This window comes from Ruegeria sp. G10 (assembly GCF_056533645.1).
The window spans coordinates 56,310-68,161 of record NZ_JBQFOQ010000010.1 but is presented as its reverse complement, the minus strand read 5'-3'; the positions used below and the strand labels follow the sequence as shown (position 1 = coordinate 68,161).

The following is an 11,852-nucleotide window of genomic DNA, read 5'->3' as shown; positions in this document are numbered from 1 at the left end:
GTCTATCGCACCTCGATCGGCAAAGTGTCGTCACGGTTTTCCCAGCCGACCTGTTGCAGTTCCGGCGTGTCCGACAGGGTTTCCGGCCAGCCCACGCAGAAATAGCCGATCAGCCGCCAGTCATCAGACACATCCAGATCGCGCACCATCTGGTCTGGGTCCAGAATGGACACCCAGCCCAACCCCAGCCCCTCGGCCCGCAGGGCCAGCCAGAACAGGGTGATGGCCGAGACCACCGAATAGCGCCGCATCTCGGGCATAGTACCCGCGCCCAGCCCTTGCCCCTTGTCGGTGGCATCGTCGCAGAATACGGCCAGTTGCACCGGGGCCTCTTGCATCCCCGACAGCTTCAACTGGCTGTATAGCTGCGCCTTCTCGCCGGAATAGCCGGTCAGCGCGTCGGCATTTGCGGTCTGGAAATTCTGCAGCGCCGCGTCGCGCGCGGCCTGACTTTCGACGCGAATGACGCGCCAAGGCTCGCTCAGCCCCACCGAAGGGGCCAGCCGAAATGCGTCGAGGCAGCGCGTCAGCACTGCCTCGTCCACAGGATCGGTGCGGAACCGGCGCACATCGCGCCGGAGCCGCAGCAACAGATCGAACTGCGTGCGAAAATCGTCCGAAAAAACCTGATCCCGCACGCGATCGCCTGCTTATTCTTCTGCCGCTGCTTCTTCAGCAGGTGCTTCGGCGGCTTCAGTTGCCTCGGCAGCCTTGGCCGCTTTTTCTTCCGCGCGTTCCTGAGCTTTCTTGCCCGGGGTGCCCTTGTTGGGGTTGTTGCGTTCGGCCTTGTCGCGGGCACCGGCGGCTTCCAGCATACGGGCGATCCGGTCGGTGGGCTGTGCGCCCTGATCCAGCCAGTACTGAACGCGCTCGAGGTTCATTTTCACGCGCTCTTCGCTGTCTTTCGGCAGCAGCGGGTTGTAGGTGCCCAGTTTCTCGATGAAACGGCCATCGCGGGGCATACGGCTGTCAGCCGCAACAATGCGATAGAAGGGACGTTTTTTCGAGCCGCCGCGGGCGAGACGAATTTTCATTGCCATGGTGGTATCTCCTTTAGATGGCGTGTGCCGGGAATTGCCCGGTCAATTTTGATGTTTCTTGTGGTGTCGGATGACTTCCTGAATGATGAAATTCAGGAAGGCCTTGGCGAAGTCGGGGTCCAGATCCGCCTCTTTCGCCAGGTCTTCTAACCGAGCGATCTGCGCAGCCTCGCGCGAGGGATCGGACGGGGGAAGGTCGTGTGCGGCCTTGAGCTTGCCAACCGCCTGCGTGTGCTTGAACCGCTCACCCAGCGTGTAGACAAGGATCGCGTCCAGCCGGTCTATGCTTTCGCGGTGATCTTTCAACAACGCGGCAGCCTGTGTCACGGGGTTGGTCATTGGCCGGTCCTTTCGGTGGTCAAGTCAATCTGCGGGTGGCGCCAGATCTGGGCGCGTTTGCCCAGCAGCTCGGCATTCTCAAGCTCAAGCGTTGCGCCAAGCCGTTCGGCCAGCGCGCGCGAGCGATCATTGCTATGGGCGATATACGAGATCACGCCGTTCAAGCCCTGATGCCGGGCGGCGTAGTTACGCGCGGCCAGCGCGGCTTCAAAAGCGACCCCTTTGCCTTCGAATTCTTCGAGCACAGTCCAACCCAGTTCAGGCTCAGCCCAACCTGGGCCATTCATGATGCCGACCCAGCCCGCAAATTTTCCGCTGGATTTCTCTTCGATGTGCCAGCTGCCATAGCCTTGAACTACCCAGTGGCCAAAGCGACCTGTATATGATCTCCAGCATTCAAACTCATCTCTCGGCCCGCCCACCATATGGCTGCGCTCGGTCTTGAAGAATGCGGTCATTGCGGGCAGGTCATCCAGATGCGGCGCGCGCAGGATCAGGCGGTCGGTCTCGATGGTGGGGATCAAGACAGAGGTCATGCGTAAGCCTCCATCCCGCCATTCACCAGATCGGCAGGCGATGGGTGCCGCCAGATCTCGGATTTGCCGTATTTGGGATGTTCGTAGAGATATTCGAACTGCGCGCCCAACCGTTTGGCCACGGCCTTGCTGGCGTGGTTGTCCAGATCAATCAGCGAAATCGCGGTATCCCAGCCCAGCACGTCATAAGCATGCGCTCGCGCTGCCATCGCCGCCTCGGTCGCATAGCCCTTGCCGGTGGCATGGGTCATCAGGGTCCAGCCGACCTCGGGTTCGGGCCAGCCTTCGGGGAACCATAGGCCGATACGCCCGACATACGTGCCGGTGTCTTTCTCATCGACGCTCCAATAGCCATAGCCGCGCACGGCCCAATGGCCCAGCAGCGACGCGAAGACCCGCCATACCTCATCCCGGCGCAGCGGGCCGCCGACATAGGTCGCGGCATCGCTGGCGAAGAACGCGGTGTCTGCGTCCAGATCAGCCTCGGACGGGGCGCGCATAATCAGGCGCTCGGTCTCAAGCCGGGGGATATGATCGGCGATCAGGTTCACTTTTTCTTACCAAACCCGCTGAGGCCCGGTGGCAGGCCCATGCCGCCGCCCAGACCGGGCAAACCGCCGGGCATCTTGCCGCCCATCGCCTTCGCCGCCTGTTCCAGCGCCTTGGGGTCCATGCCTGCCGCCATCTCCTCGGGGCTGGGGCCGCCTTTGCCGAACATGCCTTTCATGGCCTGTTTCAGCATCTTGCCTTTGCCCATCTTGCCCATCTTCTTCATCATGTCCGACATCTGCCGGTGCATCTTGAGCAGCTTGTTGAGGTCGCTGACCTCCATCCCCGACCCGGCGGCGATGCGTTTCTTGCGGCTGGCCTGCAGCAGTTGCGGGTTGGCGCGTTCGCGTTTGGTCATCGACTGGATCAGGGCGATCTGCTGGCGCAGGATTTTGTCGTCCAGACCGGCCTGATCCATCTGCTTGGCCATCTTGCTCATGCCGGGCATCATGCCCATCATGCCCTGCATACCGCCCATCTGGATCATCTGCTCCAGCTGCATTTTCAGGTCGTTCATGTTGAACTGACCTTTGACCATGCGCTTCATCATGCGCTCGGTCTGTTCCATCTCCATCGTTTCCTGGGCCTTTTCGACCAGAGCAACGATGTCGCCCATGCCCAGAATACGACCGGCGATCCGGTCCGGCTCGAAGGTTTCGAGCGCGTCCATCTTCTCGCCCAGACCGACAAAGCGGATCGGCTTGCCGGTAACGGCGCGCATCGACAGCGCCGCACCACCACGCCCGTCACCGTCCATCCGGGTCAGGACCACGCCCGAGATGCCGACTTTGGCGTCAAACTCTTCGGCGACCTCAACGGCGACCTGACCGGTCAGGCCGTCGACGACCAGAAGTGTCTCGCGCGGGTCGACCGCGTTGCGAACCTGCTCAACCTCGTCCATCAGGACTTCGTCAATGTGCAGACGGCCCGCGGTGTCGAGCATATAGACGTCGTAGCCGCCCAGCGTCGCTTGCTGTTTGGCGCGCTTTGCGATGTCGACAGGTTTCTGACCGGGCACGATCGGCAGCGTATCGACGCCAACCTGCGTGCCCAGAACCGCCAACTGATCCATCGCCGCCGGGCGATAGACGTCGAGCGAGGCCATCAGGACCTTCTTGCCCTCTTTCTCTTTCAGGCGTTTGGCCAGCTTACCGGTGGTGGTCGTCTTACCCGAGCCTTGCAGACCGACCATCAGGATCGGCGCAGGCGGGTTGTCGATCTTCAGCGCGCCGGGGTCTTCTTCGCCCCGCAGGGTATCGACCAGCGCGTCATGCACGATCTTGACGACCTGCTGGCCGGGTGTGATCGACTTGGTCACCGCCTGACCGGTCGCCTGTTCCTGTACCTTCTTGACGAACTCACGCGCCACCGGCAGCGAGACGTCGGCCTCAAGCAAGGCAACGCGAACCTCACGCAGGGCGGTTTTGACGTCTTCTTCGGACAGGGCACCCTGTTTGGTCAGCCGGTCAAAGACGCCGGAAAGGCGTTCGGATAGGTTTTCAAACATGCCTTCGGCCTCCTTAGCCGGTTTTTATTTGGCGCCCCTTAGATAGGGGCAGACGGGTCAATGCACAAACGCCCCCACGGGCGAAACTCGCTGGTGGGGGGCGATCCCTGAACGACTCAAGGGACCGGAAGATCGAGAGGCTTCCGGATGTTTGCGGGGTGATTATTTGTATTTTTGTTCGGAGTCAACAAAAGACAAAACCAACAAATCATACACCGCTTGAGCCGGACGCGATTTCGCGGCATGAGCAACCGGTGAATCAAAGGAGCCTTCTATGGACGCATCATCTGCCTTTCAGGATACGTTGCTACTGAGTTCGGATGCATTGTTGGCGCAATTGGATGAATGGCGGCTGGCCTATCGGTTGCACACGCATATCCCGCTGCGCACGGTTGAGGATGCCAAGGGGGTCGAAGACCAGTTCATGGTGCCGGGCGAGAATGCGCTGCGGCTCAAGAACCTCTACCTGCGCGACAAGAAGAAGCGGAACTATCTGGTGACGCTGGAACAGAGCCGCGAGATCGACCTCAAGGCGCTGGGGGCTGAGTTGGGGATTGGCAACCTGTCCTTCGGCTCGGCGGATCGGTTGTTTCAGAATCTGGGGATCCGGCCCGGGGCGGTCAGTCCTTTGGCGATGATCAACGGAGTGGGGAAGGACGTGCGCTTCTTCATGGATGCCGCTGCGCAGCAGGCGGATGTCATCTATATGCACCCTTTGGTCAATGACCGGACCGTAGCGATGGCGCGCGGTGATCTGATGGGGTTCTTTGATCGGATCGGGTGCGAGGTGGCTTGGTTGGCGTGACGGGACGCGCCTTGCGGCGCGTGCCTCCGGCGGAAGTATTTTTGAACAGAAGAAGGGGCCTGCGCTTTATTGCGTGTCCAGCACTTCTTTGAGTGCGGCCGCGACATGGGCGGCTGAGGGGTTGATGAAGAGGTGGCCGTCGGCCTCGAACACCGGGTCGTCGAGATGGTCGGGGAAGGCCAGCGGCAGTTCCGTGCAGGCCAGCAGGATTGCCGTGCCGGGTGTGGCGTGTGTATTGCAGAAGGCCAGCAGGCGGGTATGGGCGGTATCAGAAGCGCCACCGTAGAAGTCGCTGTCAATCATCGCCTGCATTTCGGCGATCTCGGGGTCGGGCAGGCGCGGGTTTGCGGTGATGCCCTTGGATGCGAGGCGGTCGGCGTAGTCGGTGGCCTGCATCGTGACCGTGGTGCCGAGGACCAGCGCGTTTGATGCACCGGTCTGGGCTGTCGCTTCAGCCGTGGCGTCAAAGATGCTGAGGATCGGCATCGACACGCCTTGCCGGATCGCGTGCAGCCGGGCGTGGGGGGTGTTCGAGGCGATGATGCCGAAATCGCAGCCTGCGCGTTCCAGCGTCAGCAGAGCCTCGCGGAATACAGCGTCGAAACCGGCCCAGCTGGCCTCGTCTCCGGCGGTGCCGCGCAGGGCGCGGGTTTTGGCCTGCGTCACCGATTCAATGGTCATGGGTGGGATCGGCAGGGGGGAACCGTGGCCGCGCTCAGCGAAGTGGCGACCTGCGCCCTCGGCAATCGCCCGGTAGTAGTCGACGGTCGAGGCCCAGCCCACACCGCCCAGAATTCCGATCTTTTTCATGGTAAACGCCCAGCCTGCCAATTCCTGTTTGGGGGCAGACTGGACGTTTCAGGGGGTGCAGGTCAATCAGGCCGCCAGTTCACCAACTGCTTTCTGCGCGTTGGCCAGCGTCGTCTCGGGGTCCAGCGCCATGCGGTCGGCGGCGATGACCTCGACGTCCTGGATGCCGATGAAGCCCAGAACGTGGCGGGCATAGGTGGTGGCAAAGTCGATTTCGGAGCCCACCGCCGTGCCGCCCGACGCCACCGCGAGGATAGCGCGTTTGCCCTCCAGCAGGCCTTTGGGGCCGTTCTCGGAATAGGCGAAGGTCACGCCTGCGCGGGCGACCAGATCGATCCAGGCCTTGAACGCGGCGGGGACCGAGAAGTTGTAGATCGGCAGGCCGATCACGATGGTGTCGGCCTTTTGCAACTCGGCCACCAGCTCATCGGACAGGGTCAGCAGGTCTTGCTGCGCCGCGTCGCGCTGATCGGCGGGGGTGAAGTTCGCGGCGATCCAGTCTTCGGTCAGCAGCGGCAGGGGCGTGGCCAGATCACGGCGGATGATGCGCGCGGCATTGAGGTGGCGCACCACGCGGTCCGACAGGTCGCGGGTGGTTGACTCGGTGCGGCGGGCCGAGGCGTCGATATGCAGGATGGTTTTGGTCATTTCAGGGTGTCCTGTTTAGGGGAATGATCGTCTGTTGTTCGAATATGATTGTTGCGCTCATGAACAAAACCCGGATATACCAACAGGTATTGTTGGAATTTGCACAATAGGCCGGATGCAATGGACAATTGGGACGAAGTGAGAACCGCCTATCAGGTGGCGCGGATGGGAACGGTCAGCGGGGCAGCGGATGTGCTGGGCGTGCATCATGCCACCGTGATCCGCCATATCGATGCGATCGAGGCGCGGCTGGGTGTCAAGCTGTTCCAGCGCCATGCGCGCGGCTACACCCCCACCGAAGCCGGAGAGGACCTGCTGCGCGTGGCACAGGCGACCGAGGACCAGTTCAACCAGCTGGTCGGCCGCATGAAAGGGCGCGGGGATGATGTCTCGGGCGAGCTGGTGGTGACGTCGCTGGCTTCGCTTGCGCCGCTGATCGTGCCGACGCTGACCGAGTTCCAGACGACCCACCCGGGGCTGATCGTGCGCTACCTGACCGGCGACCGCCTGTTTCGGCTGGAATATGGCGAGGCGCATGTGGCCATCCGTGCGGGTGCTGCACCGGATCAGCCGGACAACGTGGTGCAGCCCTTCATCCCGCAAGAGGTCGGGCTGTTTGCCAGCAAGTCCTACATTGCGCGTCACGGCAAACCCTCGGGCGTCGCGGATTTCGCCAATCACCACTTTGTCGGCAATGATGACGAAAACAGCCGCGCGCCGTTTTCGCGCTGGCTGCGCGCCAATGCGCCCGAACAGGCAATCACCTTCCGCTGCACCAACAACTTTTGTATGCGCGAGGCGGTTCTGGCCGGCGCGGGCATCGGGTTCATGGCCCGGTGGGAGGCTGCGCGCGATCCCGATCTGGTCGAGGTGATGGAGCCGCTGCCCGAATGGTCCGGCAAGCTGTGGCTGGTGACCCATGTGGACCTGCACCGGACCACCAAGGTGCAGGCTTTCCTGTCTTTCCTGAAAGACCAGTCGAAAGGCTGGCTGCCGTGACACCACAGGCGCGCGGCCATCTGGCCATGCTGACATTTTCGGCGCTGGTGGCGGGCAGTTTCTCGCTGGGCTCGATGGTGGCAAACGAAATCGCGCCATCGGCGATCACGGCGGCGCGCTTTGCTATCGCGGCGGTGCTCATCGGCCTCGCGGCGCTTGTCACCACGGGGATATCGCGCAGTGCGGCGCGCGCGCCGTGGCGCTATCTGGTGCTGGGCGGGTTGTTCGGGGCCTATTTCGTGCTGATGTTCTACGGGCTCAAGACCGCACCGCCGGTCAGCGCGGCGGCGGTCTTTACGCTGACGCCCGTCATGTCGGCGCTGGCCGGATGGGTGCTGCTGCGCCAGATCACTACGCCGCGCATGGCGCTGGCGCTGACCGTGGGGGCGGTGGGTGCGCTCTGGGTTATCTTCCGGGCAGATTGGCAGGCCTTTCGGGCCTTCCAGATCGGGGGCGGAGAGATCATCTATTTCTGGGGCTGCGCTGCCCATGCGATCTATACGCCGATGGTGCGGAAACTGAACCGGGGCGAGCCTGCGGTGGTGTTCGCCTTTGGCACGCTGCTGGCGGGCTGCCTGATCCTGACGTTCTGGGGTTGGTCCGATATTCGTACGACCGATTGGGCAAACCTGCCGGGTATCGTTTGGCTGACCCTGCTGTATATTTCGGTATTCGCCACCGCTGCCAGTTTTGTACTGGTCCAGTTTGCAGCCCTGCGCCTACCTGCCGCCAAGGTCATGGCGTACACTTACCTGACGCCCAGCTGGGTGATCCTGTGGGAGATCGCGCTCGGCCGTCCTGCGCCGACGTCGCTGGTTCTTGTTGGGGCCGGGTTGACGGCCGTCGCATTGCTGTTGTTGCTAAAGGGCGATGACGCCCCTGCGAACGCGACTCTGCATTCGGAATGAAACTTGTCTTCTGCGCCGAATGTGGCAGCCTGCCTGCGTATCGCCTGAGGAGACGAGCCATGAAAACACCCTATGCCATCGCGGCGCTTCTGGCGCTTTCTGCTTGCGCGACAGGTGCAGGCAATTCGGCCGAGGCTGATCTGCAAGCCAGTTGCGAGGCCCTGGTGGCTGCCGAGACCGGAACTGCGCCAGGCGGAGTTGATGCAATCTCGACCCAGTCCGGGCCGACGGGGACGGTCACCAGCGTGTTCGTGGCCGGGGCCGAGGCCCCGTGGCTTTGCCGTGCGGATGCAACCGGGGTCGTGATCGGGGTGGAATACAGCCGCGAGGGCTAGCCCGCGCCGTTTTGAGCCACATCAATGTGGATACATGCGCTTTTCTCTATGCTTTCAGGCGAGGAGGAAGATGTAATGTTTACTCATATTATGATCCCGCTGGACCTGCATATGCCGCCAGAAATCAAGAAAGCGGTCGAGGTCGCGACACAATTGGCCAAATGGCAGGGCGCAAAGGTGACACTGGTCAGTGTGACAGGCACCCAGCCTGGTGATGTCACGCTGCCGCAAGGGTCTATCGATGAAAAGCTGGCCGCCTGCGCTGGCCAGATTGCCGAGCAAAGCGGCGCTGAGGTTGCCACGCGCAACATTCACTCGGTCGATGTGGCGGTTGAGGTCGATGGCGATCTGACCCGCGCCGCCGAAGATATCGGGGCTGACCTGATCGTCGTCGGCACCCATGCACCGCGGATCACGGACTATCTGTTCTCAAGCCATGCGGGCTATCTAGCCAAACATGCCAGCATGTCGGTCTTCGTCGTGCGCTAGGCCTCGTCCGAGGGCAGTTCGACCTCAAGAAATCGTTCAAACGCGTCCAGATTGACCGGCTCGAACTGCCCGAATCCCTGCATCCATACGGACGCTGCCCGCAGTGCGTCGGGTTCCAGCTTGCACCACTTCACCCGCCCTCGCTTTTCCTGTGAGATCAGCCCGGCGCGGGTCAGAATGACCAGATGTTTCGAGATGGCGGCCAGCGACATCTCGAACGGCTCGGCCACATCCGTGACCGCCATGTCATCCTCCAGCAGCATCGCAAGGATGGCGCGGCGGGTGGGGTCGGCAAGGGCCGCGAAAACGGTGTCGAGGTCGTTGGACATGGCACGTTCCTAAAGCGCCGGAAGCCGTTTGACAATTTCCCAGCCCACGCCATGCTGCGCCGGAACGTGTACGGGGGCGGCAATGACACTGAAATACTGGCTGGTCATCTGCATCCTCGGCATCGGCTGGGGCATGTCTTTCATGTTCAACGCCATTCTGTTGCGTGAACTCGGGCCGCTTTCGGTTTCGATGGGGCGTGTGGCGCTTGGAGCACTGGGCTGCTGGATCTATGTACTCGGTGCCAGCCTAAATGTAGGCCTGTCAGTCAACCGCGCGATTGCTTTGCTGGCGTTTGGCGCGCTCAGCTATGCCGCGCCTTTCGCGCTTTACGCGCTGGGCCAGCAGCATATCGGTGCCGGTGTGGCGGGTATCGTGAATGCAACGACACCTGCTTTCGCCGTCATCGTCTCGCATTTCTGGCCGGGGGGTGAGCGGGCAACCTTCTTGAAGTCTCTGGGCGTGGTCTGCGGGTTCGCGGGCATTGTGGTGCTGTCGTTGCCGGTTCTGCATTCGGGGGCCGGTTCCCAGTTCTGGGCCATTCTGTTGATCCTGTTGGCTCCGGTCTGCTATGCCTTCTCGGTCAACTTCGCGCGCGCGTTCCGGGATATGCAGCCCGTGGTTCTGGCGGCCTTGGCCTTGACCGGAGCGACGCTGGCGATCACGCCGCTTGCCCTGTGGCAAGAGGGGGTGCCCCATGTCACCCGGATCGAGACCTGGGCGTCCCTTCTGATGATCGGGTTTGTCCTGACCTCGGCGGCGTTCATCGTGTTCTATTGGTTGCTGCCCAAAGTGGGTCCGACGAACATTTCAACCGTTACCCTGATCGCCCCGGTCTCGGCGTTGGTGCTGGGAACATGGGTGTTGCAAGAGGCCCTGCGTCCCGAGCATTTGTTTGGTATGGCAGCGATCCTTGTCGGTCTTTTGCTGATCGATGGGCGCATCGTTCGGCGGTTGCGCCAAGGCAGGGAAGCCAAAGATCAACCAAAAGGTTGAATATGGCTTTTGGGGCGGATTACCTGATCTTGGCCTTTGCCCGTGCCGCTGACTGATGCCGCCCAAGGGATTTAATTATTTTAAATCAAATATATAACCTGCGTCAATTCGGTCGCGCAACCCCGTTGACTCTGCGCCCATCGCCCCTTAGCACCCTACCCAAGACTGTACGAGGGACCCGCCCGTGACCGATGATGACCAAAAGCAGCGTATGGCGCAGCTTGAGGCCAAGATCGAAGCGGCGAAAAAGGCCAAAGCGCCAAAGCCCCGCGCAGATGCTGACGTGTCCGGGGGCGAGCTTGCCTGGAGGATGGTCATCGAAATGGTATCCGGTCTTGGGATCGGATTTGGCATCGGATACGGGCTGGACAGCCTGCTCGGGACGATCCCGATCTTTCTGGTGCTGTTCACATTGCTGGGCCTTGTCGCGGGCGTGAAGGTTATGCTCCGCAGCGCGAAAGAGGTTCAAGAGAAACAAGCGGCTGCAAGCGCGGCCGAGAAGGACGAGAGGGACTGAACGTGGCGACCGAGACCACCGCAGCAGAAGGCAGCAGCCTGGTATTCCACCCGATGGACCAGTTCATCGTCAAGCCGCTCTTTGGCGACGGCGCAATTGCCTGGTACACGCCCACCAACGTGACCCTGTGGATGTTCCTGGCGATTGCGGCGATCTTCGGCCTGCTGGTGCTCAGCACCTCGAAGCGCGCGATTGTGCCGACCCGGATGCAGTCGGTGGCCGAACTGGCCTATGGCTTCATATACAAGATGCTGGAAGACATCTGCGGCAAGGAAGGCGTCAAGTACTTCCCCTATGTCATGACCCTGTTCATGTTCATCGTCTGCGCGAACTTCCTTGGGATGATCCCCACATCCTTCACCACCACATCGCATTTCGCCGTAACCATCCCGCTGGCGCTGGCCGTGTTCCTGACCGTGACCGTTCTGGGTTTCGTCAAGAACGGTGCCGCGTTCCTGGGCCTGTTCTGGGTCTCCAGCGCGCCGCTGGCGCTGCGCCCGGTTCTGGCGATTATCGAGCTGATCTCGTACTTCGTACGTCCCGTCAGCCACTCCATTCGTCTTGCTGGTAACGTCATGGCAGGCCACGCCGTGATCAAGGTGTTCGCAGGCTTTGCCGCGATTGCCGTGATCTCGCCCGTGTCGGTTCTGGCGATCACCGCAATGTATGGCCTTGAGGTCCTCGTGTCCTTCATTCAGGCCTACGTTTTCACCATTCTGACCTGTGTTTATCTGAAAGATGCGCTGCATCCGTCGCACTAAGGTCCGAACACCCAACATCGAAACTTCCAATTCGTAAGGAGACACATCATGGAAGGCGATCTCGCACATATCGGCGCAGGCCTGGCAGCAATCGGTTCCGGCGCAGCCGCAATCGGGGTGGGCAACGTTGCAGGCAACTTCCTGGCCGGCGCCCTGCGCAACCCTTCGGCGGCTGCTTCGCAGACCGCAACCCTCTTCATCGGTATCGCATTCGCAGAAGCCCTGGGGATCTTCGCATTCCTGGTCTCGCTGCTGCTGATGTTCGCCGTCTAATCTGCGGAACCTG

Annotated in this window: 18 protein-coding genes; 9 read left to right on the top strand and 9 right to left on the bottom strand. The window is 61.6% G+C overall.

Going from position 1 to position 11,852, the window contains the following annotated elements:
- Positions 1 to 2: 2 nt before the first annotated feature.
- The 6 genes from bluB to ffh are packed head-to-tail and all read right to left on the bottom strand — an operon-like array spanning position 3 to position 3,971.
- Complete coding sequence (gene bluB / locus ACR0KM_RS16615; RefSeq protein ID WP_480860408.1) at positions 3 to 638, bottom strand: 5,6-dimethylbenzimidazole synthase; 636 nt, start codon at positions 636 to 638, stop codon at positions 3 to 5.
- A 12-nt stretch (positions 639 to 650) separates the two neighbouring features.
- A complete protein-coding gene (rpsP, locus tag ACR0KM_RS16610; RefSeq protein ID WP_480824743.1) occupies positions 651 to 1,040 on the bottom strand; it encodes a 30S ribosomal protein S16 in 390 nt (129 codons plus the stop codon).
- A 42-nt stretch (positions 1,041 to 1,082) separates the two neighbouring features.
- A complete protein-coding gene (locus tag ACR0KM_RS16605) occupies positions 1,083 to 1,379 on the bottom strand; it encodes a chorismate mutase (RefSeq protein WP_039541590.1) in 297 nt (98 codons plus the stop codon).
- A complete protein-coding gene (locus tag ACR0KM_RS16600; RefSeq protein ID WP_480824741.1) occupies positions 1,376 to 1,915 on the bottom strand; it encodes a GNAT family N-acetyltransferase in 540 nt (179 codons plus the stop codon). The genes ACR0KM_RS16605 and ACR0KM_RS16600 overlap by 4 nt, the downstream gene beginning before the upstream one ends.
- The gene (locus ACR0KM_RS16595; RefSeq protein WP_480860406.1) at positions 1,912 to 2,466 is read right to left on the bottom strand and encodes a GNAT family N-acetyltransferase; all 555 of its coding nucleotides are present in this window, start codon (positions 2,464 to 2,466) and stop codon (positions 1,912 to 1,914) included. The genes ACR0KM_RS16600 and ACR0KM_RS16595 overlap by 4 nt, the downstream gene beginning before the upstream one ends.
- Positions 2,463 to 3,971 carry a signal recognition particle protein gene (gene ffh / locus ACR0KM_RS16590; protein ID WP_480860404.1) on the bottom strand — a complete coding sequence of 503 codons (1,509 nt, stop codon included), beginning with the start codon at positions 3,969 to 3,971 and terminating at the stop codon, positions 2,463 to 2,465. The genes ACR0KM_RS16595 and ffh overlap by 4 nt, the downstream gene beginning before the upstream one ends.
- A 274-nt stretch (positions 3,972 to 4,245) precedes the next feature.
- On the opposite strand from ffh, the gene ACR0KM_RS16585 reads away from it, so the two are divergent.
- A complete protein-coding gene (locus ACR0KM_RS16585; RefSeq protein ID WP_480860402.1) occupies positions 4,246 to 4,776 on the top strand; it encodes a prolyl-tRNA synthetase associated domain-containing protein in 531 nt (176 codons plus the stop codon).
- 66 nt (positions 4,777 to 4,842) lie between these two features.
- Here ACR0KM_RS16585 and ACR0KM_RS16580 read toward each other — a convergent pair whose 3' ends face one another.
- Together ACR0KM_RS16580 and ACR0KM_RS16575 are read right to left on the bottom strand one after the other, a co-directional pair.
- Complete coding sequence (locus ACR0KM_RS16580) at positions 4,843 to 5,586, bottom strand: aspartate/glutamate racemase family protein (RefSeq protein ID WP_480860400.1); 744 nt, start codon at positions 5,584 to 5,586, stop codon at positions 4,843 to 4,845.
- A 66-nt stretch (positions 5,587 to 5,652) separates the two neighbouring features.
- Positions 5,653 to 6,234 (bottom strand): FMN-dependent NADH-azoreductase, encoded by a 582-nt coding sequence (locus ACR0KM_RS16575; protein WP_480860399.1) that lies wholly within the window; start codon positions 6,232 to 6,234, stop codon positions 5,653 to 5,655.
- 120 nt (positions 6,235 to 6,354) lie between these two features.
- On the opposite strand from ACR0KM_RS16575, the gene ACR0KM_RS16570 reads away from it, so the two are divergent.
- From ACR0KM_RS16570 to ACR0KM_RS16555, 4 genes are all read left to right on the top strand, one after another.
- Positions 6,355 to 7,233 (top strand): LysR family transcriptional regulator, encoded by an 879-nt coding sequence (locus ACR0KM_RS16570; protein WP_480860397.1) that lies wholly within the window; start codon positions 6,355 to 6,357, stop codon positions 7,231 to 7,233.
- Complete coding sequence (locus ACR0KM_RS16565) at positions 7,230 to 8,141, top strand: DMT family transporter (RefSeq protein WP_480860393.1); 912 nt, start codon at positions 7,230 to 7,232, stop codon at positions 8,139 to 8,141. The genes ACR0KM_RS16570 and ACR0KM_RS16565 overlap by 4 nt, the downstream gene beginning before the upstream one ends.
- A gap of 59 nt (positions 8,142 to 8,200) precedes the next feature.
- Positions 8,201 to 8,476, top strand: a complete 276-nt coding sequence (locus ACR0KM_RS16560) for a hypothetical protein (RefSeq protein ID WP_480824727.1) — start codon at positions 8,201 to 8,203, stop codon at positions 8,474 to 8,476.
- A 75-nt stretch (positions 8,477 to 8,551) separates the two neighbouring features.
- Positions 8,552 to 8,965: a universal stress protein gene (locus ACR0KM_RS16555; protein WP_480824725.1), complete on the top strand. Its 414-nt coding sequence runs from the start codon at positions 8,552 to 8,554 to the stop codon at positions 8,963 to 8,965.
- Here the strand turns inward: ACR0KM_RS16555 and ACR0KM_RS16550 are convergent.
- Complete coding sequence (locus tag ACR0KM_RS16550) at positions 8,962 to 9,294, bottom strand: metalloregulator ArsR/SmtB family transcription factor (protein ID WP_170715622.1); 333 nt, start codon at positions 9,292 to 9,294, stop codon at positions 8,962 to 8,964. The two genes, ACR0KM_RS16555 and ACR0KM_RS16550, sit on opposite strands and share 4 nt — an antisense overlap.
- Before the next feature lie 82 nt (positions 9,295 to 9,376).
- Between ACR0KM_RS16550 and ACR0KM_RS16545 the strand changes: the two genes are divergently transcribed.
- From ACR0KM_RS16545 to ACR0KM_RS16530, 4 genes are all read left to right on the top strand, one after another.
- A complete protein-coding gene (locus ACR0KM_RS16545) occupies positions 9,377 to 10,288 on the top strand; it encodes a DMT family transporter (protein WP_480860391.1) in 912 nt (303 codons plus the stop codon).
- 184 nt (positions 10,289 to 10,472) lie between these two features.
- Positions 10,473 to 10,805, top strand: a complete 333-nt coding sequence (locus ACR0KM_RS16540) for an AtpZ/AtpI family protein (RefSeq protein ID WP_170673619.1) — start codon at positions 10,473 to 10,475, stop codon at positions 10,803 to 10,805.
- A 2-nt stretch (positions 10,806 to 10,807) separates the two neighbouring features.
- Positions 10,808 to 11,566: a F0F1 ATP synthase subunit A gene (locus ACR0KM_RS16535; RefSeq protein ID WP_170587982.1), complete on the top strand. Its 759-nt coding sequence runs from the start codon at positions 10,808 to 10,810 to the stop codon at positions 11,564 to 11,566.
- Positions 11,567 to 11,614: 48 nt separating this feature from the next.
- A complete protein-coding gene (locus ACR0KM_RS16530) occupies positions 11,615 to 11,839 on the top strand; it encodes a F0F1 ATP synthase subunit C (protein WP_005981269.1) in 225 nt (74 codons plus the stop codon).
- The last annotated feature ends 13 nt before the right edge of the window (positions 11,840 to 11,852 follow it).